The organism is Streptomyces sp. CA-111067, assembly GCF_050956065.1.
GTDB lineage: Bacteria > Actinomycetota > Actinomycetes > Streptomycetales > Streptomycetaceae > Actinacidiphila.
Map to the genome: position 1 here is coordinate 8,685,024 of NZ_CP192103.1, position 24,100 is coordinate 8,709,123.

General features: G+C 72.9%; 17 protein-coding genes. 7 read left to right on the forward strand and 10 right to left on the reverse strand.

Annotated elements, in window-relative coordinates:
• The first annotated feature begins 49 nt into the window (after positions 1 to 49).
• The 4 genes from ACQPW6_RS38215 (at position 50) to ACQPW6_RS38230 (ending at position 3,005) form a co-directional block, all read left to right on the forward strand.
• Entirely contained in the window at positions 50 to 1,291 is a 1,242-nt protein-coding gene (locus ACQPW6_RS38215) for a lanthionine synthetase LanC family protein (RefSeq protein WP_433894318.1), read from the forward strand.
• Positions 1,292 to 1,352: 61 nt separating this feature from the next.
• On the forward strand, positions 1,353 to 1,763 hold the full coding sequence (locus tag ACQPW6_RS38220) for a RidA family protein (RefSeq protein WP_433894319.1): 411 nt from the start codon (positions 1,353 to 1,355) through the stop codon (positions 1,761 to 1,763).
• Between the two features lie 46 nt (positions 1,764 to 1,809).
• Entirely contained in the window at positions 1,810 to 2,361 is a 552-nt protein-coding gene (locus ACQPW6_RS38225) for a hypothetical protein (protein WP_433894320.1), read from the forward strand.
• A 53-nt stretch (positions 2,362 to 2,414) separates the two neighbouring features.
• Positions 2,415 to 3,005: a hypothetical protein gene (locus ACQPW6_RS38230; protein ID WP_433894321.1), complete on the forward strand. Its 591-nt coding sequence runs from the start codon at positions 2,415 to 2,417 to the stop codon at positions 3,003 to 3,005.
• Positions 3,006 to 3,029: 24 nt separating this feature from the next.
• On the opposite strand, the gene ACQPW6_RS38235 is transcribed toward ACQPW6_RS38230, so the two are convergent.
• From ACQPW6_RS38235 to ACQPW6_RS38280, 10 genes are all read right to left on the reverse strand, one after another.
• Positions 3,030 to 4,334, reverse strand: a complete 1,305-nt coding sequence (locus tag ACQPW6_RS38235; RefSeq protein ID WP_433894322.1) for an RNA polymerase sigma factor — start codon at positions 4,332 to 4,334, stop codon at positions 3,030 to 3,032.
• Complete coding sequence (locus ACQPW6_RS38240) at positions 4,334 to 4,753, reverse strand: YciI family protein (protein WP_433894323.1); 420 nt, start codon at positions 4,751 to 4,753, stop codon at positions 4,334 to 4,336. The genes ACQPW6_RS38235 and ACQPW6_RS38240 overlap by 1 nt, the downstream gene beginning before the upstream one ends.
• Before the next feature lie 137 nt (positions 4,754 to 4,890).
• Entirely contained in the window at positions 4,891 to 5,910 is a 1,020-nt protein-coding gene (locus tag ACQPW6_RS38245) for an SDR family oxidoreductase (RefSeq protein WP_433894324.1), read from the reverse strand.
• A gap of 58 nt (positions 5,911 to 5,968) precedes the next feature.
• Complete coding sequence (locus ACQPW6_RS38250; RefSeq protein WP_433894796.1) at positions 5,969 to 7,738, reverse strand: glycoside hydrolase family 15 protein; 1,770 nt, start codon at positions 7,736 to 7,738, stop codon at positions 5,969 to 5,971.
• Between the two features lie 67 nt (positions 7,739 to 7,805).
• Positions 7,806 to 9,050 carry an enolase C-terminal domain-like protein gene (locus tag ACQPW6_RS38255; RefSeq protein WP_433894325.1) on the reverse strand — a complete coding sequence of 415 codons (1,245 nt, stop codon included), beginning with the start codon at positions 9,048 to 9,050 and terminating at the stop codon, positions 7,806 to 7,808.
• A gap of 2 nt (positions 9,051 to 9,052) precedes the next feature.
• Positions 9,053 to 10,870, reverse strand: coding sequence for a thiamine pyrophosphate-requiring protein (locus tag ACQPW6_RS38260; protein WP_433894326.1), 1,818 nt, complete (start codon positions 10,868 to 10,870; stop codon positions 9,053 to 9,055).
• An 82-nt stretch (positions 10,871 to 10,952) separates the two neighbouring features.
• A complete protein-coding gene (locus tag ACQPW6_RS38265) occupies positions 10,953 to 14,018 on the reverse strand; it encodes an FAD-binding and (Fe-S)-binding domain-containing protein (protein WP_433894327.1) in 3,066 nt (1,021 codons plus the stop codon).
• A 7-nt stretch (positions 14,019 to 14,025) separates the two neighbouring features.
• A complete protein-coding gene (locus ACQPW6_RS38270) occupies positions 14,026 to 14,349 on the reverse strand; it encodes a plasmid stabilization protein (protein WP_433894328.1) in 324 nt (107 codons plus the stop codon).
• 170 nt (positions 14,350 to 14,519) lie between these two features.
• Positions 14,520 to 15,026 (reverse strand): DUF6328 family protein, encoded by a 507-nt coding sequence (locus ACQPW6_RS38275; protein WP_433894329.1) that lies wholly within the window; start codon positions 15,024 to 15,026, stop codon positions 14,520 to 14,522.
• Between the two features lie 55 nt (positions 15,027 to 15,081).
• On the reverse strand, positions 15,082 to 15,549 hold the full coding sequence (locus ACQPW6_RS38280) for an NUDIX hydrolase (protein WP_433894330.1): 468 nt from the start codon (positions 15,547 to 15,549) through the stop codon (positions 15,082 to 15,084).
• A 359-nt stretch (positions 15,550 to 15,908) separates the two neighbouring features.
• Here ACQPW6_RS38280 and ACQPW6_RS38285 point away from each other — a divergent pair, with 359 nt between their 5' ends.
• The 3 genes from ACQPW6_RS38285 (at position 15,909) to ACQPW6_RS38295 (ending at position 24,020) form a co-directional block, all read left to right on the forward strand.
• Complete coding sequence (locus ACQPW6_RS38285) at positions 15,909 to 17,435, forward strand: FG-GAP-like repeat-containing protein (protein ID WP_433894331.1); 1,527 nt, start codon at positions 15,909 to 15,911, stop codon at positions 17,433 to 17,435.
• Between the two features lie 403 nt (positions 17,436 to 17,838).
• A complete protein-coding gene (locus ACQPW6_RS38290; protein WP_433894332.1) occupies positions 17,839 to 21,015 on the forward strand; it encodes a GH92 family glycosyl hydrolase in 3,177 nt (1,058 codons plus the stop codon).
• Positions 21,016 to 21,071: 56 nt separating this feature from the next.
• Positions 21,072 to 24,020, forward strand: a complete 2,949-nt coding sequence (locus ACQPW6_RS38295) for a glycoside hydrolase family 3 C-terminal domain-containing protein (protein WP_433894333.1) — start codon at positions 21,072 to 21,074, stop codon at positions 24,018 to 24,020.
• Positions 24,021 to 24,100 lie beyond the last annotated feature (80 nt).

Here is a 24,100-nt window from a genome sequence, read left to right on the forward strand (position 1 = left end):
TGCGGGCCGGCTGACGATTGACGGTTGCGCCGCGGGGGACGCTGAGAACATGATCGCCAGTACACCGCACGACTCGGAGTCGCTCGCCGCGGCGGCCCTCACCTGGCTGACGGGGGCGGCCCGGGAGGCCGCCGGCGGCCTGACCTGGCCGGGGACGCTCGCCGACAACGAGTTCAACCCGACGCTGTACAGCGGCACCTCGGGCGTGCTGCCGGCCCTTCTCGACGCGTGGCGGCACTTCGGTGACGACCGGTACGCGGACGCGGCGCTGCGCGGCGCCCGCAGCGTCGCCGCCGCGGTGGACGGCTGGGAGCAGAGCGGGCTCTACACCGGCGTGGCCGGAATGGCCGTCGCGCTGCGCGGGGTCGAGCGGGTGCTCGGCGACCCGGCGGCGGGCGCGTCCGCCGACCGCGCCCTGGACGTGCTGCGCTCCCGCTTCGACGGCACCGGGTGGAACGATCGCTGCGAACTCATCGTCGGCAACGCGGGTATCGCGCTCGCTGCGCTGGAGTGCGGCGACGTGGAGCTGGCGCGACGGGCCGTCGAGCGCTACCCGCACACCGCGGAGCCCACCGCGGCCGGCGTCCACTGGGAGACCAGGGCCGGGACCGTCCCGCGGCTGCACCACCTCTCGCACGGCACTCTCGGCATCGTCTACGCGCTGGCCGCCGTGGGCCGGGCCGCCGACCGCCCCGACCTGGTCGAACTGGCCCTGGCCGGCGCCGCCGACGTCGTCTCCCGCGACGAGTCCGGGACGGACGGCTTCCTCGTCCCGTACTCCGAGCCGATGCAGCAGCACGAGAAGATCTCCCGCCACAGCTACGGCTGGTGCCACGGCCCGGCCGGCGACGCGCAGGTGTTCCGCCTGCTGGGCCGGCTGCTGCCCGACGATCCCGACTGGCCGGCCCTCGCCGACCGCTGCTGGCACACCGTCGTCAACTCCGGTGTCCCGCAGCGGATCCGCCCCCGGTTCTGGGACAACAACGGCCGCTGCTGCGGCACCGCGGGCGTCCTGGCCCTCGCCTGCGACCGCGAGGTCGAGCGCGGCGACGGCCGCGGCTTCGCCGACGTCCTGGTCGCCGACCTCGCGGCCCGCGCGACAGTCGACGCCGACGGCGCCCGCTGGTCCAACGTCGAACACCGCCGGACGCCCAGCGACCTGCCCCCGGCCACCGGCTGGGCGATGGGCAACGCGGGCATCATCCGCGAACTCCTGCGGCACGCCCGGGTATCCACCGACCGCGACCCGCGGTACGCCGTCCCCTTCCCCGACCACCAGCCGACCGCCTGAGCCCCCGCCCGGCCGGAAAAGTGCCATGCGCGCCGGCCACCGATCCGGCAGACTCCCGCACATGACGGCGAAGATCTCCCGCATCAACCCGCTCCGGCTGCACGAGACCCCCGGCTACCACCACATCACCGTGGTCGAGACCGGCCGGACGGCATACCTGGCGGGCCAGTGCCCGCTGGACGGCAGCGGCACCCTGGTGGGCCCCGGCGCCCTCGACGCCCAGATCGACCAGGTCGCGGCCAACGCCCTGACCGCCCTGGCCGCGGTCGGCGCCCGCCCCGAGCACGTCGTGCGCTCGGTGATCTACGTATGCACCGCCGACACCCCGGTCCTCGGCGCCGCCTGGAAACGCTTCACCGCCTCCCCCCTCGCCCCCGCCTTCACGACGGCGAGCACCCTGCTGGGCGTGTCCCAACTGGGCTTCACGGGCCAGCTGGTCGAGCTGGACCTCACCGCGGCACTCCCCGACTGAGCCCCGGGTTCGCTTACCGCGGGCGGTCGTTGGCACTCTGGCTCTCATGGATCCCGCGGAAGTACTGCTCATAGGAGGACGCTCCGGCGTCGGCAAGACGACGGTGGGCTGGGAGGTCGCGGCCCGGTTGCGGGTCGCTGAGGTCTCGCACGCCATCATCGAGGGCGACTTCCTGGGGCAGGTGTATCCGGCGCCGGAGGGCGATCCGCACGGATCGGAGCTGGTGGAGCGCAACCTGACGGACATGTGGGCGAACTACGCCCGGCTCGGCTACCGCCGGTTGATCTATACGAACACCGTGAGCGTGCTGCCTGTAGCGGCGGGCATGTTCGAGCGCGCGATGGGCCCGACTGTGCGGATCGTACGAGTCCTGCTCACCGCGTCCGACGCGACGGTCGGGCAGCGCCTGGCGCGGCGGGAACTCGGCTCGGAACTGGAGCAGGGGCTGCGGGCCAGCGCGGAGAAGGGACGGCTCCTGGACAAGCGCGCCTCGGCGGACGTGCTGCGGGTCGCGACGGACGGACGGCAGGTCGTGGACATCGCGCGTGAAGTGGTGGCCGCCACAGGATGGGCCGGACGGCGCCCTCCCGGCCGCTGAGAGGGCCGACGGCGAGCCGCCGGTCTGGTCCGGGTTCGCGTTAGAGTTCCCGGATGCCGACGACGACCTACCACGTACGCAAGTTCTCGATCGGCCCCAAGCGCAAGTACCGGATCTTCGACGACGACGGCAAGGGCAAGCCGGGCCCGTTGATCGGATATGCCGAGAAGCAGCTCAAGATGTCCGACGAGCTGGCTGTCTACCGGGACGAGGAGCGGGTCGAGAAGCTGGTCACCGTGCGGGAGAGCAGTAAGGGCTGGCTCGCCTCGCTGACCGGGTATGAGGCGTTCGGTTCCGGGGAGCGGCTGCTCGGCTCGTTCGGCGTGCTGGTGAAGAAGTCGATCGACCGCACCACGTGGGAGTTCGAGCAGCCGGGACTGGGGCGGTTCACCGGGACCGAGCGCAGCGTCAGGACGGCGCGGGGGCGCAGGCTGCTGGGGCTCGGCGGGGCGGTCGGGGAGATCGCCGGCGCGCTGGTGAAGTACCACTTCGACTTCGAACGGGACGGGGAGCCGGCCTTCAGCATCGAGAAGGCCAAGGTGCTCGACGACCTGTACCGGCTGACCGTGCACGAGGACGCCGTCGACCGGCCGCTGCTGTTCGCGCTCGCGGTCACCATGGAGGCCAGGCAGCGCTCCTCCTGACGCTCTCCGCCGCGGCGGCCCCGCTCACGGCAGCGAGGCCGCCTTGCGCAGCAGCACCGACCGTTCGCGTGCGTTGTGGCACAGCCGGGCGGCCAGCTCCAGTTCGGCCCGGGCCTCCGCCGTGCGGCCGAGCCGGGACAGCAGCTCGCCGCGCACGCCGGGGAGCAGATGCGAGCCGGGCAGCCGGTCGGCGGCGACCAGCTCGTCCACCATCTCCAGCGCCTGCTGGGGTCCGTGCGCCATGGCGACGGCCACCGCCCGGTTGAGTTCGACCACGGGGGAGGGCGCCACCCGCCCCAGCGCCTCGTACAGCAGCACGATCTGCTCCCAGTCGGTCTCCCGCACCGAGGGCGCCGAGGCGTGGCACGCCGCGATGGCCGCCTGCAGCCCGTACGGTCCGAGGCCGCGTCCGAGCGCGGTGGCCCGCTTGAGCGCCGCCAGCCCGCGGCGGACCGCAGACCGGTCCCACAGCCGCCGGTCCTGGTCCTCCAGCAGCACCGCCTCCCCGTCCGGCCCGGTGCGGGCGGGAAAACGCGCGGACGTCAGCTCGAACAGGGCCAGCAGCCCGTGCGCCTCCGGCTCCTCCGGCAGTAGCGCGGCCAGCATCCGGGCCAGCCGGATCGCCTCGTACGCCAGGTCGGTGCGCAGCAGGCTGTCACCGGCCGTCGCCGTCGAACCCTCGGTGAAGATCACGTAGAGCACGCTCAGCACACCGCCGAGCCGCTCCCGCCGCTCCCCGACCGGCGGCAGCTCGAACGGCACCCCGGCCGCCGCGATCGTCTTCTTCGCCCGGGTGATCCGGGCCTGCACCGTCGGCACCGGCACCAGGAACGCCCGGGCGATCTCCTCGCTCGCCAGCCCGCCGACCGCGCGCAGCGTCAGAGCCACCCGCGCCTCGGGCGACAGCACCGGGTGGCAGGCCACGAACATCAGCGCCAGGACGTCGTCATCGACCCGGTCGGGATCCCACGGCAGATCGCCGGACCGGTCGGGCGGCGGCGCCGCGCCCGAGGTCGCCTGGCCCTCGGCCAGCGGGCCGGCCAGCGTGGCGTACCGCTCCTTGAGCGCCGACCGGCGGCGGAAGCCGTCGATGGCCCGCCGCCGGGCGGTGGCCAGCAGCCAGCCCACCGGATTTGTCGGCACACCCTCCCGCGACCAGGTGACCAGTGCCTCCGCCACCGCCTCCTGGGCGACGTCCTCGGCGAGTTCGAAGTCACCGGTGTAGCGGGCGAGCGCGCCGACGATCCGGGCGGACTCGATCCGCCAGACGGCCTCGACCGCCCGCCGGGCCGACTCGGGGTCCGGCGGGCCGCCGGTGGCCGCCGGCATCAGAGCTGGCCGGTCCGCTCACGCCAGGCGCGCTCCTTGACGATCCACTCGTTGTCCTGCGGGAAGTCCTCGATGCTGGACACCCGGCGGACCTCGCACTTCGCACCGCCCATGGGCGGCAGCCGCCTGGCCCACTCGACCGCCTCGTCCCTGGAGGCCACGTCGATCAGGTAGAAGCCGCCGAACAGCTCCTTCGTCTCGCCGTAGGGGCCGTCGGTGACCACCGGCGCCTCGCCGCTGAAGTCGACCACCACGCCCTGCCGCGGGTCGTCCAGTCCCTCGGCGGCGACGAGCACGCCCGCCTTGATCAGCTCCTCGTTGTAGCGGCCGACCACCTCCAGCATCTGTTCCATGGGCGTGTCCATCATCTTGGCCATGGTCTCGTCCGTGCCGCGCATGATCAGCATGTACTTCGCCATTGCGGGTCTCCTCAGCCTTCCGTGGTCGTCTTTCGACCTTCTCACCCACAGGTCGAACGGCGCAGCCGCGGATCGACACGGCGGACCGGCGACTTTCACATTCTCTGCGTACGGCCGCCGGCCAGGCGTTCTCCCGGTCAGCCGAGGCGCCTCCTGGCGCGGGCGACGCCCGCGAGACCCAGCCCGGCCAGCACGGCGGAGGCCGGCCACACCAGGCCGGCGTGCCGGGAGAGCCACGCCTGCGCCGACCGCGGGTGGGAGCGCGCGTCGAACTCCCCGTGCGCGCCGAAGTCCGGCGCGTCCTCCCGCGGTCCGTCGAGCGGCTTCCACAGGTTGTCGGGGCGGTCGGGCGAGATGCGGTCCGCGGTCTGCTGCGAGTCGTAGCCGGTACGGGCCAGGTAGCGGTCGAGCAGGCCCGCGGCGAACTTGTTGCCGATGATCGTGCCGACGGTGGAGGCGCCGACGTAGTACTGCTTGCGCCCCGGATGCTCCGCCGCGTACACGACACTGCGGGCGGCCACCTCCGGCTGGTAGATCGGCGGCACCGGCTGCGGGTGCCTGGGCAGCCGGGACAGCACCCAGGAGAACTGCGGTGTGTTGACCGCGGGCATCTGCACGACGGTGACGCGTACGTTGCTCTTGTCGTGCATCAGCTCGGTCCGCACCGACGAGGTGAACCCGTTCACGGCGTGCTTCGCCCCGCAGTAGGCCGACTGGAGCGGGATCGACCGGTCGCCGAGCGCCGAGCCGACCTGCACGATCGTGCCGTGGTCGCGCGGCACCATCCGGGCCAGCGCCTCGCGGGTGCCGTTCACGTAGCCCAGATACGCCACTTCGGTGACCCGCCGGAACTCCTCGGGGCGGATCTCGGTGAAGGGCGCGAAGACCGAGGTGAACGCCACGTTGACCCAGACGTCGATCGGCCCGAAGCGCCGTTCGACCGCTGTGGCGGCGGCGTGCACCGCCTCGTGGTCGGCCACGTCGGCCGGCACGGCCAGCGCCTCGCCGCCCAGCTCGCGCACCTCGCCGGCAGCGGCGTCCAGGCCGGCCCTGCCGCGTGCGAGCAGGCCGATCCGGTCGCCCCTGCGGGCGAACTCGCGGGCCGCCGCGCGGCCGATACCGCCGCTTGCTCCGGTGATGACGATCGTCTGGGACATCTGTCGCGGCCTTTCGTGAGGTTGCTCGGGGCCCGTTCGGCGGCCCTCTTCGGGTGGATCAGCGGACCGGCCAGGGTTCGGCGAGCCGGGCGGCGCTCTCCAGCAGCAGCGCGTGGACGAACGCCTGCGGCAGGTTGCCGCGCATCTCGCGCTGCGCGATGTCGTACTCCTCGGAGAGCAGGCCGGCCGGCCCGCAGGCGGCCCGGTTGCGCTCGAACCACCGGTAGGCCGACCCGGTGCGCCCCTGCTGGTGCTCGGCCATGGCCACCGCGAAGCCGCACATGACGAACGCGCCCTCGGCCTGTTCCAGCGGCCGTTCGTCGTGTCGGAAGCGGTACGCGAAGTGGTCGTCGGTCAGCTCAGCGAGGTACCCGTCGAGCGTGGCGACCGTGCGCGGGTCGTCGGCGGGCAGCGCCCCGCGCAGCGCGGGGAACAGCAGCGCCGCGTCCAGGCCGTCGTCGTCGGCGGCGCGCCGCCAGCGCCCGGTGGTGTGCAGGCCGCTCCGCCCGGTGTCGGCCATGACGGCGTCGGCCAGGGCGTTCCAGCGCGCCGCCCGGTCCGCCGGGGCGCCCGCTCCCGCTGCGGCGCGCAGGCCGGCGGCGCAGATCAGCCTGCTGTGGGTCCAGGCCCGCGGGCCCAGCTCCCACACCCCGGCGTCCGGTTCCTGCCAGCGCTTCTCCACCGCGTCCGCGGCGATCAGCACCGCCTTCCAGCCCTCGGGGTCCAGCCGGTCGTGGCGGGCCGCCGCGGCCAGCAGGAGCAGGCTCTCGCCCAGTGCGTCCAGCTGGAACTGGCCGCTGACATGGTTGCCGACCAGGTCGAACCCGCCCGGGTAGCCCGGCAGGTCGATCCGCCGCTGGTCGGGGATCGGGCTGCCGTCCACGGTGTAGGCGGGCACCAGGCCGGGCCCGTCCTGGCCCAGCCGCGCGGCGACGAACCGCACGGCGTCGTCGAGCAGCGGGTAGGGACCTGCGGCGGCGACGGCCTGGCCGGCATAGCACTGGTCGCGGATCCACACGTACCGGTAGTCGTAGTTGCGGCCCTCCTCGGCGCGCTCGGGCAGGCTCGTCGTGGCGGCGGCGACCATGCCGCCGGCCGAGCCCGTCAGTCCGCGCATGACCGCGTAGGAATGCCGGGCGTCGCGGGGCGCCAGGACGTGGGAGAGGTCCGGTACGGCGTCCCGCCAGGCCGCCTCGGTGGCCCGCCAGGCGCGCTCCGGGTCGGGCGGCGGCTCGTCGAGCGGGCGGTCGGAGATCTCCAGCACCAGGTCGCGGGGGGTGCCGGGCCGGGCCCGGAGGTCCAGTTCGAGCCGGCCGTCGCGCAGCCGCGCGTCCGGCGCGCCCGACCAGCGCAGCCGCAGCTCGCCGACCCGCCCGTGCCAGACGCCGTCCTGGTCCCGGCGCAGTTCGCCGACCGCCTGCTGCCCGAACTCGCCGGCCGGCTCCAGGACGGCGCGCAGGTCCACCGGCCCGTCCTGTGCCAGGACGCGGCGCAGCACGACGGCGCGGTGCCGGTCGCCGGGGAACGCCAGCGCCTCGCGGCACTCCACCACGCCGTTCTCGCGGGTGATCCAGCGGCTGCGCCAGATCAGCGAGCCCTCCTCGTAGTAGCCGCTGCGCACGCAGGTCCCGGCCGGCGCCAGCGCGTAGACGCCGGGCCCGCCGATCAGCGCGGAGAAGACCGCGCCGGAGTCCCAGCGCGGCGCGCACATCCAGGCGAACTCGCCGTGCGGGCCGACCAGCGCGCCGCGCTCGCCGTCGGCGACCAGCGCGTAGTCGCGCAGCGCGTGGGGCCGGTACGAGAGGTGGTGCTGCTCGTCGTCGTTCATCGGCTCCTGCTCGCTGTCGTCCGCCCCGGCGGTGTGGTCGTTCGTGCGGTCGTTCATGGTCGCCGCCTCATCCGCTGCGGTACGGCTCGGCGGCCTCGGCGCGCAGCGCCAGCCCGTGCCCGGGGGAGCCGTCGGCGCCGGGCCTGATGGTGCCGCCGGCCGGATCCAGCGCCCCGGTGAAGAGCCGGTTCTCGATCGCCACGTGGTCGTGGAACCACTCCAGGTGCCGCAGGTTCGGCACCGAGGCGGCGGCGTGGGCGTGCAGATGGGGCGCGCAATGGCCGGAGATCTGCATCCCGTGCGCCTCGGCGAGGGCGGCGGCGCGCAGCCAGACGGTGATGCCGCCGCACCGCGTGACGTCCGCCTGGAGGCAGTCCACCGCGCCCGCGGCGAGCATCTGGCGGAAGTACGGCAGCGTGTAGCCGTACTCGCCGGCCGTCACCTCCACCGGCACAGCGGCCCTGACCTCGGCCAGCCCGGTCAGGTCGTCGGAGGAGACCGGCTCCTCGAACCAGGTGGCGCCCTCGGCGTCCAGATGCCGCGCGATCCGGACGGCCTGCTTGCGGGTGTAGCCGCCGTTGGCGTCCACATAGAGCTCGACGCCGCCGCCGACGGCGCGCCGGGCGCGGCTGATCCGCTCCCGGTCGCGGGCCTCGGCCGCGCCCCACGACTCGCCCACCTTGATCTTGACCCGGGGGATGCCCTGCTCCTGCGTCCAGCCGCGCAACTGGCGCTCCAGTCGGGCGTCGTCGTAGCTGGTGAAGCCGCCGCTGCCGTAGACGGGCACCTCGCGGCGGGCGGCGCCGAGCAGCCGGACCAGCGGCAGCCCGAGCAACCGGGCCTTGAGGTCCCACAGGGCGATGTCCACCGCGGAGATGGCGTGGCCGGCGATGCCGGGCCTGGCGGAGTTCCGCACCGCCCGGGTCATCGCCTCGTTGGCCGCGGGCACGTCCAGGACCGGTCGCCCGGTGACGACGCCGGCCAGCTGGTCGCGGACGACCGCGGCGGCGGCCGGGGATCCGTAGGTCCAGCCGAGACCGGTCCGTCCGGCGGCCTGGACGCGGACGGCGACCAGGGTGGTGGCGTCCCAGGTGAGGGTGCCGTCCGCCTCGGGCGAGTCGGTGGGGACGGTGTAGACGGCGGTGTGCACCGCGTCCACGACCGCGTCCAAGGAAGCGTCCGCCTCCCTGGACGCCGCCGCCGAGCCGTCGGCCGGCCAGCCGGCGGCCGTCTCCGGTCCGCCGGCCGGCTCGCCGACAGCGCTGTCCCGCCCGTCCGCCACCGGGCGGCTGCCCGTGCCGCGCCCGCCCATGGTCAGTCCTCAGCCCCCGGCCGGTCCTCGCGGTGCCGGTGGCCGGGCAGCATCTCCTGCACCTTGGCCTTGAGGCCCTGCTTGGCCATGCCGGTCCGGTCGCTGTCACCGTGCAGCATGGCCGCGGCGACCGCCTCGATCTGGTCGAGGTCGGCGTGCGGCGGGACCGGCGGCACGGCGGGGTCGGTGCGGAAGTCGATGACGAACGGGCGGTCGGCGGCCAGCGCGAGCTGCCAGGCGTCCACCACGCCGTCCGGCTTCTCCACCCGGACGCCGTCGAGGCCGATCGAGCGGGCGAAGTCCGCATACGGCACGTCGGGCAGCGACTGCGAGGGCAGGAACTGCGGCGCACCCTCCATCGCCCGCATCTCCCAGGTGACCTGGTTGAGGTCCTGGTTGTTCAGCACGGCCACGACCAGCCGCGGATCCTGCCACTGGCGCCAGAACTTGGCCACCGTCACCAGCTCGCCCATGCCGTTCATCTGCATGGCGCCGTCACCGACGATCGCGATGGCCGGACGGCCGGGGTGGGCGAACTTGGCGCCGATGACGTACGGCACACCCGGGCCCATGGTGGCCAGCGTCCCGGACAGCGAGCCGCGCATGTTCCCGCGCATCCGCAGGTGCCTGGCGTACCAGTTGGCGGACGACCCGGAGTCCGCGGCCAGCATGGCGTCGTCGGGCAGCAGGGCGTCCAGGGAGTGCACGACGTATTCCGGGTTGATCGGGTCGGCGTCCACCTCCGCCCGGCGCTGCATGACCTCCCACCAGCGCGCGGTGTTCTTCTCGACGGTCTTGCGCCACGAGCCGTGCTTCTTGCGCTCCAGCAGCGGCAGCAGCCGCTCCAGGGTGAGGTCCGCGTCGCCGACGAGGTTGACCTCGAAGGGGTAGCGCAGGCCGACCATGAACGGGTCGATGTCGATCTGCACCGCGCGGGCCTGCCCGAAGTCCGGTAGGAACTGGGTGTAGGGGAAGCTGGATCCGATCACCAGCAGGGTGTCGCAGTCCTGCATCAGCTCGTAGGACGGGCGGGTGCCGAGCAGGCCGATCGAGCCGGTGACGTACGGCAGGTCGTCGGACAGCACGTCCTTGCCGAGCAGCGCCTTGGCGACGCCCGCGCCCAGCAGGTCGGCGAGCTGCTCGACCTTGGCCCGGGCGCCGCGGGCGCCCTGGCCGACCAGGACGGCGACCTTCTCGCCCGCGTTGACCACCTCGGCGGCGCGGGCGAGGTCGGCGTCGGCCGGCACGGGCGCGTACTCGGCCATGCCGAGGCTGGAGGGCACCATCTTGAAGGCGTGCGTGGGCGGGGAGTAGTCGAGTTCCTGCACGTCGGCGGGGATGATGACCGCGGTCACCGTCCGCCGGGCGTAGGCCGTGCGGAACGCCCGGTCGATGACGTTGGGCAGCTGCTCGGGGACGGTGACCATCTCGCAGAAGTCCGAGGCAACGTCCTTGTACAGGCTCAGCAGGTCCACCTCCTGCTGGTAACTGCCGCCCATCGCGCTGCGGTTGGTCTGCCCGACGATGGCCACCACCGGCACGTGGTCGAGCTTGGCGTCGTACAGCCCGTTGAGCAGGTGGATCGCCCCGGGCCCCGAAGTGGCCGCGCAGACCCCGACCTTGCCGGAGAACTTGGCGTAGCCGACCGCCTCGAACGCGGACATCTCCTCGTGCCGGGACTGGATGAACCGCGGCTTGTCCTCGGCGCGCCCCCACGCGGCGAGGAGCCCGTTGATGCCGTCGCCCGCGTAGGCGAAGACCTGCTCGACGTCCCACTCCCGCAGGCGTTGCAGTACGTAGTCGGACACCTTGATCGACACGGCGGATCTCCCTCTCGTTGCGGCAGTGGTGGTGGGTCTCGCGCGGCGCCCGGGGCGGCCTTCTCACCGGCGGCGGCGCCCGTCAGCGTCTGCGGTGCCGGGCCACGGCGAACGCGGCGGCGGTGGCGGCGGCTCCCGCCGCGGCCGTGGCGCCGGCGGCCAGCCGGGTCGCCGCCGTACCGGGCGGCGCGGGCCGGGCGGCGGCCTTCTCCGGATGGTCGGCGGGCGCCGGGCCGTCCAGCGCGAGGGCCAGTGCCTCGGCGAGGTGCAGCGCGCCGCGGCCGGTGCCGCCCTGCTCGATCTGGGTACGGCAGCTGAAGCCGTCGGCGAGGACCAGGGCGTCGGGGGCGGTCCGCCGGACCGCCGGCAGTACGCCCAACTCGCCGATCTGCATGGACAGTTCGTGGTGGCCTGCTTCGAAGCCGAAGTTGCCGGCCAGCCCGCAGCAGCCCTCGTCGAGCACGTCGGCGTCGATGCCGGCCCGGCGCATCAGCTCCCGGTCGGCGTCGAACTTGGTGACGGCGTGCTGGTGGCAGTGGGTCTGCACGGTGGCCGCCCGGGTGAGCACCGGCGGTCGCCAGTCCTCCGGCGCCCGTTGCAGCAGCAGCTCGGAGAAGGTCAGGAACTGCCCGGCCAGCCGTTTGACGTCCTCGTCGTCCGGCATCAACTCCGGTGCGTCGGCCCGGAAGACGGCGGTGCAGGACGGTTCGAGGCCGACGACCGGCGTACCGGCCGCGATCCACGGCCGCAGCACCGCGAGGGTCCGTCGCAACACCCGCTGGGCGACGTCGAGTTGGCCGGTGGAGATCCAGGTCAGCCCGCAGCAGACCGCCTCGGTCGGCACCGCGACCCGGAACCCGGCGTCCTCCAGCACCCGCACCGCGGACCGGGCGACCGACGGATGGAAGTACGTACTGAACGTGTCCGGCCACAGCACCACCGCGCGCGGGTCGCCGGGCGCCGGCTCGGGCGTGCCGCGGGCCCGCCACCACTGGACGAACGACTCGCGGGCGAACAGCGGCGCGTCCCGGTCGGCGACCCCGGCGAGCTTCTTGCCCAGCTTCGAGACGCCGGGCGCCCGCAGCGCGGTGTTCACCAGACCGGGGGCGATCCGCGAGGCCCGCGCCCACAGCGGCAGCCAGCCCAGCGCGTAGTGCGCGGCCGGACGCAGCCGCCCCTGGTAGTGGTGGGACAGGAACTCCGCCTTGTAGGTGGCCATGTCCACCCCCACCGGGCAGTCCGACTTGCAGCCCTTGCAGGCCAGGCACAGGTCGAGGGCGTCCTTGACCTCGGTGGAGCGCCAGCCGTCGGTGACCGGCGAGTCGCGGTGGCCGCCGATCATCTCGAACAGCAGCCGGGCCCGGCCGCGGGTGGAGTGCTCCTCCTCGCCGGTCGCCCGGTACGACGGGCACATCACGCCGCCCTCGTGGCTGCGGCAGTTGCCGATGCCGACGCAGCGCAGCACCGCCTGGTTGAACGAGCCGTCGTCGTCGGGGTAGCCGAACCGGGCGTCGGAGTCGTCCCGCGGACGCCAGAGCGGGCCGAGCCGCAACTGCCCGTCCACCGGCTGCGGGGCGACCACCTTGCCGGGGTTCATCCGGTCACCGGGGTCGAACAGCGCCTTCAACTCCCCGAAGGCGCCGACCAGTCGCTCGCCGAACATCCTCGGCAGCAGCTCGCCGCGGGCCTGCCCGTCACCGTGCTCGCCGGACAGCGAACCCCCGTACGACGCCACCAGGTCGGCGGCCCGCTCCAGGAAGGCCCGGAAGGCGGCAACTCCCTCGGCGGTGCGCAGTCCGAACGGGATCCGGGTGTGCACGCAGCCCTGCCCGAAGTGGCCGTAGAGCGTGGGGTGGTCGTAGTCGAACTCGGCGAAGAGCTTCTTCAGGTCGCGCAGGTAGTCGCCGAGCCGCTCCGGCGGCACGGCCGAGTCCTCCCAGCCCTCCCAGGTCTCCCGGCCGTCCGGCGGGCGGGCGGTCACGCCGAGCCCGGCCTCCCTGGCCTTGAGCATCCGCTGCTCGCGCTCCGGGTCGTCGGAGAACGTGACGCTGTCGTCGTCCTCGCTCCGTCCCAGCGCCGCCAACAGCTCGCGGGCCTGGGCGTCGACGTCGTCCGGGTCGGGGCCGGCGAACTGCAGGAACAGCCAGCCGCCGCCGGCCGGGAAGGACCGCAGCGACTCCAGGTGCACCTGCTCCTCGTGCATGAGCTGGACCATCCGGTCGTCCAGCGCCTCCAGCTGCGCCGGGTCGCAGTGCTCCAGGACCCGGGGCACATCGTCGGCCGCCGCGCAGATGTCGGGGTAGCCGAGCACCAGGATGGCCTGCGCGGCCGGCACGGGGACCAGGTCGAGTTCGGCGTGCAGGACGGTGACCAGGGTGCCCTCGCTGCCGGTCAGCGCGCGGGCGACGTGGAAGCCGTTCTCCGGCAGCAGGTCGTCCAGGTTGTAGCCGGACACCCGGCGCGGGATCTTGGGGTAGCCCTGCCGGATGTCGGCCAGGTGGCTGTCGGCCAGCGCCCGCATCCCGGCGTACAGCTCGGCGCGCCGGCCGCCCGCCGCGGCGATCTCCTCGTACTCCTGCGGCGAGGTGCGGCCGGTCCACATCCGGGTGCCGTCGTAGGTCAGCACCTCCAGGCGGCGGACGTTGTCCACGGTCTTGCCGTAGGCCTGGGCGGAGGCCCCGCAGGAGTTGTTGCCGATCATCCCGCCGAGCGTGCAGTGGCTGTGGGTGGCCGGCTTCGGCCCGAACATCAGCTTGTGCGGGGCCAGTTGCCGGTTCAGCTCGTCCAGGACGATGCCCGGCTCGACCACGCAGGTGGCCGCCTCGGGGTCGACCGAGACCAGCGCGCCGCAGTATTTCGTCCAGTCGATGACCACGGCGGTGTTGGTGCACTGGCCGCCCAGACTGGTGCCGCCGCCCCGGGACAGCACCGGGGCGCCGAACCGGGCGCACACCGCCACCGCGGCGGCCCCGTCCTCGATCGAGCGCGGCACCACCACGCCGATCGGCACCTGCCGGTAGTTCGAGCCGTCGGTGGCGTAGCCGCCGCGGCTGCCGGCGTCGAAGCGCACCTCGCCGTCGACCGCGGCACGCAGCGCGCTCTCCAGGGTTTCCTCAGTGGCGGTACCGGTCTGCTGTCGGGAGTCCATCGCGCGATCAGTGCCCGAGCGCCCGGCTGAGCTGCCCCTTGGTCATGCCGGAGCGGCCCTTGATGTTGCGCTGCCGGGCCTCGTTGTACAGCTGCTCCTTGGTCGGGCCGCCGGAGCCGGAGTGCGACCGCTGCCCGCCCCGCTTCGCCGAGGACATGTCCTTCGTCGAGCTGCGGCTCGCGGTGCGCGACTCTCCTGAACGGGCTCGCTCCTTGTTCACCGTGCGGGCCGCGATCTCCTTCGCGCGCTTGTTCGACTCGCCGCGCTCCTTGGCGCTGTCCTTGATGTGCTCGTACTGGCGTTCACGCTTGGCGCTCGAACCGCTGGGCATCGCTGCCGCCTTTCTGAACTGGCTCGACGGTGGACGCGGGCCCGGAAGCCGGAACCCCGTCTGGCATGGACCACGACCATGCCCCGCCGTCGATGCGCCTGCCCGCAGCGACACCGCGTATGCACACAGGAACCTGCTCGCCGGGCGGCACCGCCGTCCGGCGGCGGGCGTCAGCGGTCGTCGCGGTTGGCGCGGTGCCTGGCCCACAGCGGCAGCGCGAACCAGCACAGCGCGAACCACACCACCAGGGCGCCCACCAGCCACGCGGCCCCGTTGTCCCGCATCGCGATCCGCAGCACCAGCAGCAGGGACGAGGCCATCGTGCACAGCAGCAGGAACAGCCCGAGCACCGTCAGCCGGGAGGCCAGGACGACCGTCTCCGGCTTGAGCCGGCGGCCGGTGAGCAGCCGGTGCATCGACACCGGCCCGACCAGCGCGCCGGTGGTCGCCGCTCCCAGCAGCACGGTGACGATGTAGATGTGCCGGTTGGTCCCGTCCAGCGTGGTGAACCGCTGCTGGAAGACCACCGTCAGCAGGAAGCCGAAGAGGATCTGCACCCCGGTCTGCGCCACCCGCAGCTCCTGCAGCAGATCCCCCCACCGGCGGTCAGCCCGCTCCTCGGCGCTCTCCCGCCGCCCCCCGCCCCCGGAGCCCCGCGATTCGTCCTCACTGGTCATGCAGGGAGTCCTACCCCCGATCCGCCCGGGCCCCGCAAAGCGGCCCGCTGCCAGGTCAGTGCCTGATCAGGCCCCCCACCGGAACGGGATCGACATGCCCGGTCGCCGGCACCGTGCGGGCCAGCGCGAGCCCGACGTCCACGAGCGAGGACCGGCACAGCCCCGCGACCTCGGCGAGCGGCGTCCAGACGGACTCGGCGGTGTCGCCGTTCGGCTCGGGGCGCAGCTCGCCGCCCGTGATGCGGCATCCGTAGAAGACCCCGACGTTCTGGTGCTCCGCGCCGGAGTGGCTGTCGGCCGCGGAGATCACCCGTGAGTCCACGCCCAGCAGCCGTTCGACCACCGCGTCGCAGCCGGTCTCCTCGGCGATCTCCCGGGTCACCGCGTCGAACGGATCCTCCCCCTGCTCGACCCGGCCGCCCGGCAGCGTCCAGACCCGGCCGTGCACCGCCGAGACGGAGAGTGCGAGCAGCACCCGGTCGTCCTCCAGGCACACGGCGTACGCCGCCAGCCGAAAACTCATACTCTTGCCTCTCTCGATAGCCCGGTATTGGTGAGGTGAAAGCCGCCGAATGCGTGGTGCTTGCCAAAGCGGCGATGTGAAGCTATGGGTGCCGTACGACTGGCAAAGCCTCAACCTGCCCAGTGTGACATCGACTCGACGTCCAGGTAGCGGAATCACGCGTACCGCATTCGCCGCTGGTACTACGGGTGTCAAACGTAAGTGACCGGCAGTAGTGCAGGCGAGGAAGATCTCGAAGATTTCCCTCACATCCTCTAGGTATTCGGCCTCGGGAATGTGAGGATTGCCCTGCCCCGGCCCCCGGTCCCGTGAAGGCATTTCCACTGAAGCACCCTGACTTACCACTTGGAGAGAACCGTATGCCGCACACGTCCATACGCAATGCCTGGCTCGGCGGCGGTGCCGTCGCCGCCGCGCTGGCCGGGCTCCTCGCCGGCTCGCCCGCACAGGCCGTGGAGGGCTCCGATGCCGCCGCCTCGTACGGCTTCACGGCCAAGATCGTCATCGGTGACTCCGACCGCGGCTGCACCGGCACCCTGGTCGCACCGCAGTGGGTGCTGACGTCCGCGAGCTGCTTCGCCGACGCCACGGGCAGCGTGCCGGCCGGAAAGCCGCCGACCACGACCACGGTCACGGTCGGCCGCACCGATCTGACCACGACGACGGTGGGCGCCACCAGGACCGCGATCCAGCTCGTCCCGCACCCCGACCGGGACCTGGTCCTGGTGAAGCTGAACGCCGGAGTCGCGGGCGTGAAGCCGGTCGCCCTGGCCACCACCCCGGTGGCGGCCGGCGACACCGTGCAGGCGGCCGGTTTCGGCCGTACGAAGACCGCCTGGGCGCCCGACAACCTGCACACGGGCTCGTTCACCGCGGCCGCCGACGGCACCGCGGACGTCGACCTGACGGCCACCGGCGGCTCGGTCATCTGCGCGGGGGACGCGGGCGGCCCCGTCCTGCGCACGGTGGGCGCGGTCCAGCAGCTCGTCGCCATCACCAGCCGCTCGTGGCAGGGCGGATGCTTCGGCATGCCGGCCACCGAGACCCGTACCGGAGCGATCGCGACCCGGACCGACGACGTGCGCGCCTGGATCACCAGCACGTCGGCGTCGATCCCCGGCGACATGAACGGCGACCAGAAGCCCGACCTCGTCGCGGTCAACAGCGCGGGCAAGCTGCTCCTCTACCCCGGCACCGGAACCGGCGCCCTCGGCTCGCCCACCGTCATCGGCAGCGGCGGATGGTCGGGTACCTCCGTGACGCACCGCGGCGACTGGACCGGTGACGGCATGGAGGACATCGTCGCCCGCGTCGGCAGCGAGCTGCGGGTCTACCCCAACCTCGGCAACGGCACGCTCGCCAACCCGATCGTCATCGCCTCCGGCCTGCCCACCACCGCCCAGGTCGTCGGCGTCGGCGACGTCAACCAGGACGGGCAGCCCGACCTCGTCATCTCCTACAACGACAAGCTGTACCTGTACACGGGCGTCAGCGGGATCAACCCGTCCGTCCACGCGCCCGTCGTGATCGGCACCGGCGGCTGGGGCGTCATGACCATGACGGCCCCCGGCGATGCCGACAAGGACGGCCGGGTCGACCTGCTCGCCCGGGACACCCGCGACGGCACGCTCTACCTCTACCGCGGGCAGGCCGGCGGATTGTTCGGCGGCCGGACCACGTACGGCACCAAGTACACCGTCGCCAACCGGCCGCTGATCGCCGGTGCCGCCGACGCCAACCAGGACGGCGTCTCCGACATGTGGGCCAGCGCGGGCGACGGCACCCTGAAGTTCTACAAGGGCGCGAGCTCGACCAACGGGCCGGTCGACGGCCCGAGCACCGAGGTCGGCAACGGCGGCTGGGACGGCATCAAGTCCCTCAGCTGACCGGCTCCGGCACCGCTTGGCACCCGAGGCCAGGGATCCCGATCCGGGATCCCTGGCCTCGCTGTGTGCCGGCGGCGATCCGCCGAGATCCGTCAGATCTCAGCCGCCAGCCCGGCGCGAATCCCCTTCTTCTGGTGAGTTTGCACCTAACAGATGAGTGAATCTCGTTCACATGCTTGTAATGCGCGCACTGGCGGAGTATCTCTGATGGCTGTCGAGCCGGGCCGCGGCCCGGCGGACGCTCGACCGCTGTTGCCTTCTGACGTTCGATCACGCTGTCGTTCGAGGCTGCCGTCATCTGATCAAGCCGCCGATCGGCCAAGCACACCGACAACGTTGTCAAGGAGTTGGGACGTTGAAACTCATACCCGGGAAACCCGTTGGAGCCATCCGAAGGCTCGCCGTGTCGTTACTCGGCGCGGGCCTGCTGTTCGGGGCCGGCCCCGCCGTTTCCGTGGCGCGCGCGGCGGACGGGCCGGCGCCGGTCACCGAGCCGGCGGCGCATGTCGATCCGATGATCGGGACCGGCGTCGGCGGCTCGTTCGTCGGGCCGGTGGACACCTTCCCCGGCCCTGACGCGCCGTTCGGGATGATCCAGTGGGGGCCGGACACCGGACCCGGCGGCCCGTCCAAGACCGCCGCCGGCTACTACCACGACGACACGACGATCAACGGGTTCAGCCTGGCGCGGCTGTCCGGCGTCGGCTGCAACATCTTCCAGGACTTCGAGTTCCTGCCGACGAACAAGCAGGTCACCGGCTCGCCCGGGACCGACTGGGCGTCCTACACCTCGGCGTTCTCCCATGACACCGAGACTGCCAAGCCCGGCTACTACGGCGTGACGCTCGCCGACAGCGGCATCCGCACCGAGCTGACCGCATCGGCCCGTACGGCGCAGGGCCGGTTCACCTACCCGGCCGGCGGCCCGGCGACGCTGCTGCTCAACACCAGCCACGGCTACGGCAACTCCACCTCCTCCTTGCAGGTCGCCGGGCCGCGGACGCTGGTCGGCACCGCCGACGGCGGCCACTTCTGCGGCCACCCGACGCAGCTGTACACCGTGCACTTCGCGGTGACCTTCGACCACCCGTTCACCTCCTACGGCACCTGGCAGGGCGGCACCGCCACCCCCGGCGCCGCGTCGGTCAGCGGGGCGCACTCCGGCGGCTGGGTGAGCTTCGACCCGGCCGGCTCGCCGGTCGTGAACGCCAAGGTCGCCATCTCCTACGTCAGCGTGGACGGCGCGAAGAAGAACCTGGCCGCCGACCACGCCGGCTTCGACGCGACCCGCGCGAGCACCTACCAGGCGTGGAACAGCCTGCTGGGCAAGGTCGAGGTGGGCGGCGGGACCGGCGACCAGCAGACGACCTTCTACACCGCGCTCTACCACTCGCTGCTCGACCCGAGCCTGTTCAACGACGTGGACGGCCGCTACGAGGGCTTCGACGGCAAGGTGCACCGGGTGGCCCCCGGCCGCTCCCAGTACACGAACTTCTCCGGCTGGGACACCTACCGGTCGCAGGTGCCGCTGACCGCGCTCATCGCGCCGCAGCAGACGAGCGACATGATGCAGTCGCTCGTCAACGACGCCGAGCAGGGCGGCTGGCTGCCCAAGTGGCCCACCGCCAACGTCTACACGGCCATGATGGGCGGCGACTCCGCCGATCCGATCATCGCCACCGCGTACGCCTACGGGGCGCGGGACTTCGACGTGAAGTCCGCGCTGCGCTACATGGTCAAGGGCGCCGACGACACCACCAGCGCGCCGGGCCAGGGCTGGTTCAACCCGCGGACCAGCACCTACGTACAGCCCGGCGCGGCGGACACGTATGTGAAGAAGGGCTATGTGCCCACCTCGGCCGACAGCAGCGCGGTCGGCACGTCGCTGACCCAGGAGTACGCCCTCGACGACTTCTCCATCGCCCGGTTCGCCGCCGCGATCGATGACTCCCGCACCAGCGAGCGGTTCACGCCCCGCGCGCAGAACTGGCAGAACGTCTTCGACCCCGCCACCGGCTACACACAGCCGCGCGGCGGCTTCTCCTCCGGCGACGCCGCCGTCAAGCAGACCGGGTTCGAGGAGGGCAACGCCGCCCAGTACACCTGGATGGTGCCGCAGAACATCGCCGGGCTGTCCGCCGCGATGGGCGGCGACTCGGCGACGGCCGCCAAGCTCGACGCGTTCTTCAGCCAGCTGAACGCCGGCCCCGACGCGCCGGACGAGTGGGCGGGCAACGAGGTCACCTTCGGCGCGCCGTGGACGTACGACTACCTCGGACAGCCGTGGAAGACGCAGAAGGTCGTCCGGGACATCGCCACCCAGCTCTACAGCACCGCACCGGGCGGCGAACCGGGCAACGACGACCTCGGCGCGCAGTCGTCGTGGTACGTGTGGGCCGCGCTCGGGCTGTATCCGCAGACCTCCGGCGTTCCCCAACTGGTCACCGCCAGCCCGCTGTTCCCGAAGGCGACCCTCGCGCTGCCCAGGGGACGGGAGTTGACGGTCAAGGCGCCGAACGCCGCCGCGGACGCCCCGTATGTGCACGCGCTCAGCCTCAACGGCCGCTCGTGGAACAACACATGGCTGCCGGCCTCCGTCATCTCCGGTGGCGGCTCACTGGACTTCACCCTGTCCGGCAGCCCCGACACCTCCTGGGGCACCGGCCGCGGCGCGGCGCCGCAGTCGTTCACCGCGGGGGAGGCCCCGGCCATCGGCTTCGCCGCACCGTCGGGCGGGCTGGTCGCCAACCGCGGGCAGAGTAGGACCCTGACCGTCGGCGCGCGCAGCGAGACGGCGCGGCCGGCCACGGTGAAGTGGTCGGCTACGGCGCCCGACGGCATCACGGTCACACCGTCATCCGGCGTACTGAAGCTCGGGCCGGGCGGCCAGGCCACCCAGCCGGTGACCGTCACCGTCGGGTCCGGCACCACCGACGGCGACCACCTGATCCACTACGAGTTCACCGACCCGCGCGGGCACCGCGTCTCGTCGGCCGACCAGGACGTGTCGCTGGCGCCGCCGCTGGCCGCGTCGTTCGACAACTCCGGCACCACCGACGACGCCGACCCCACCGCGGGCGCCTTCGGCGACAGCGGCAAGACCTACTCCGCCCAGGCGCTGGCCTCCGTCGGCATCACCCCCGGCGGCACCGTCGCCTACGACGGCACCACCTTCACCTGGCCGAAGTCCGCGCCCGGCACCCCGGACAACGTGGAGGCCGACGGCCAGGTCGTCTCGGTCAGCGGCCCGAGTACGGGCGCCGCCACCAGACTCGCCTTCCTGGGCTCGTCGTTCAGCGGCACCCACGGCGGCACCGGCACGATCTTCTACACCGACGGCAGCACCCAGGACTTCCCGCTGTCGTTCTCGGACTGGTGGACCGCGGCGGCCGGCGACCACGTCGTCGCCACGGCGCCGTACATCAACGCGCCCACCGGCCGCTACGACCATCCGGCGAACCTCTACTACGCCTCGGTGCCGCTGGCGGCGGGCAGGACCGTGGCCGCTGTGACGCTGCCGCCGACCGGCGACTCGTCACCCGCGCCGGGCATGCACATCTTCGCGGTGGCCGTCAGTTGAGCGCGCGGACCGCTAGCAGGCGGACCCCCGGGCAGGCCCCGCAGACAGGAGAGGCCATGAGGAAACGCAACTGGAAGGCACCGGCGGCGGTGGCGGTGAGCGCCGCGCTCGCCTTCGCCGGCGCGCCGGCCGCCACCGCGGCCGGCCGGCACCCGACACCGGAGCAGCGGGCCACCGCGCTGGTCGCCCGGATGACCCTCGACGAGAAGATCACCGAGCTGCACGGCGTGCAGAACGCCGACCACCAGCGCTACGTGCCGGGCGTCGACCGGCTCGGCATCCCGCCGCTCGCGGTCACCAACGGGCCGGCCGGCGTCGGCCCCGGCGACGATCCGGTGCAGCAGCCGGCGACCGCGCTGCCCGCGCCGATCTCGCTCGCCGCGTCGTTCGACACGTCGCTGGCCCGGCAGTACGGCGTGGTCACCGGCGCCGAGACCGGCGACCTCGGCGAGAACGTGCTGGAGGGCCCGGACGTCAACATCGCCCGCGTCCCGGTCAGCGGCCGCACCTTCGAGGGCTACGGCGAGGACCCCTATCTGGCCGGGCAGCTCTCGGTCGGCAACATCAAGGGCATCCAGAGCCAGGGCGTCATCGCCGAAGTCAAGCACTACGCCGCCAACAACCAGGAGACCAACCGGGGTTCGGTCAACGAGATCATCGACGACCGCACCGAGCACGAGATCTACCTGCCGCAGTTCGAGGCATCGGTGAAGCAGGGCGGCGCCGGCGCGGTGATGTGTGCCTACAACCGGGTCAACGGCCCCTACAACTGCGAGAACGACCACCTGCTGCAGAACGTGCTGCGCGGCCAGTGGGCCTTCGACGGGTTCGTGCAGTCCGACTTCGGCGCCGCGCACAGCACCGTGGCCTCGGCCGAGGCCGGCATGGACCTGGAGATGCCCACCGGCATCTACTACGACACCGCGATGCGGCAGGCGGTGCAGTCGGGCCGGATCAGCGAGCGGTCGATCGACACCCTGCTGGTGGACCGGTTCGCGACGATGATCCGCCTCGGGCTGTTCGACCGGCCGGCCGGCACCTCGCCCGTCCCGATCGCCGCCGACGGCGCCTTCGCCCGTGACGCCGCCGAGCAGGGCACCGTACTGCTCAAGAACAGCGCGGCCCAACTCCCCCTCGACGCCTCCGCGTTGCACTCGGTCGCCGTCATCGGCCCGTACGCGGGCGCGGCCAAGACCGGGGGAGGCGGCAGCTCGCAGGTCAAGCCCGAGTACACGGTGGATCCGGTCGACGGCATCCGCGACCGGGCGGGCGCCGCGGTGAGCGTCGGCTACGACAGCGGCGCCGACCCGGCCGCGGCCGCCGCGCTCGCGGCGAAGTCCGACGTCGCGGTCGTCATGGTGGGCGACGACGAGACCGAGGGCCAGGACAAGCCCAGCATGGCGCTGTCCGGCAACCAGGACCAGCTGGTCGAGGCGGTCGAGGCGGCCAACCCGCACACCGTGGTCGTCGTCAAGAGCGGCGCCCCGGTGCTGATGCCGTGGGCCGCCGAGGTGCCGGCCGTCGTCGAGACCTGGTACCCCGGCGAGGAGGACGGCAACGCGGTCGCCGCCGTGCTCTTCGGCGACGTCAACCCGTCGGGCAAGCTGCCGGTCACCTTCCCCCGCTCGGCCGCCGACGTGCCCGCGCACACCCCGGAGCAGTACCCCGGCGTTAACGGCACGGCCGTCTACTCCGAGGGCCTGGACGTCGGGTACCGGTGGTACGACTCGCAGGGCATCGCGCCGCTGTTCCCGTTCGGATACGGCCTGTCCTACACGACGTTCGCCTTCAGCCACCTCAAGGTGACCCCGGTGCTCACCCCGGACGGGCAGGTCACCGTCGGCGCCGACGTGACCAACACCGGCAGCCGCGCCGGGGCCGAGGTCGCCCAGGTCTATCTGACCGACCCGGCCTCGGCGGGCGAACCGCCCAGGCAGCTCAAGGGGTTCGCCAAGGTGCAGCTCGCGGCCGGCCAGACGAGGCACGTCTCGTTCACGCTCGACCAACGGGCCTTCTCCACCTGGGAGTCGGCCGCCCAGCAGTGGGGCACCCATGACGGCCGCTACACCGTCTCGGTCGGCGACTCCTCCCGCGACCTGCCGCTGGCCGCCGCCGTCCAGGTGCGGAGCACGTTCGGCGCGCAGGGTGTGGACGTCTCGGCGCCGCCGGTCGCCGCGCCCGGCAGCACCGCCACCGTCACCACGAGCTTCACCAACACCGGCGACCTGCCGGTCGCCCAGGTGTCCACCGCCCTGCACCCGCCGGCCGGTTGGACCTCAGCGGCGACCAGCCCGGCGTCGTTCGCGGTCGTCGCACCGCGCAGCACCGTACGTACGACCTGGCACGTACGCGTACCGGCCGACGCGGCGCCCGGCAGCGGCACGATCGACGCCACGGCCTCGTTCGGCGGCCCCCGCCACGGCACCTCCGCCGCGTCCGCGGTCCTCCAGGTGCCGCACGCCTCGCTGGCCGCCGCCTACGACAACCGGGGCGTGACCGATGACGCGGACCCGTCGGCCGGCGCGTTCGTGGACAGCGGCAAGACGTACTCGGCTCAGGCGCTGGCCGCGGTGGGAGTGCGGCCGGGACCGGTGACCTATGCCGGTACCTCCTTCACCTGGCCCGCCGCCGGCAACGGACAGCCGGACAACGTCGAGGCCAACGGCCAGGTGGTGGCGTTCAGCGGATCGGGCGACTTGCTGGCCTTCCTGGGTGCCGCCGCCAGCGGCACTCACGGCGGCACCGGCACCGTCTACTACACCGACGGCAGCAGCCAGCCGTACTCGCTGTCGTTCTCCGACTGGTGGACCCCGGCGGCCGGCGACCAGGTGGTGGCCACAGCGGGCTATATCAACGCGCCGACCGGCCGCTACGAGCACACCGCCGACCTCTACTACGCGGCGGTGCCGTTGCAGGCCGGCAAGACCGTGCAGGCCGTCGCCCTGCCGGCGACCGGATCGTCGCCGAGCCCCGGCCTGCACATCTTCGCGATGGCAGCCCACTAGTGCGCGGGCCGGCCCCTCACCGGGGCCGGCCCGCCACTCCGCGCACAGAGCACCAGAGCACCAGAGCACCGAGCACCAGG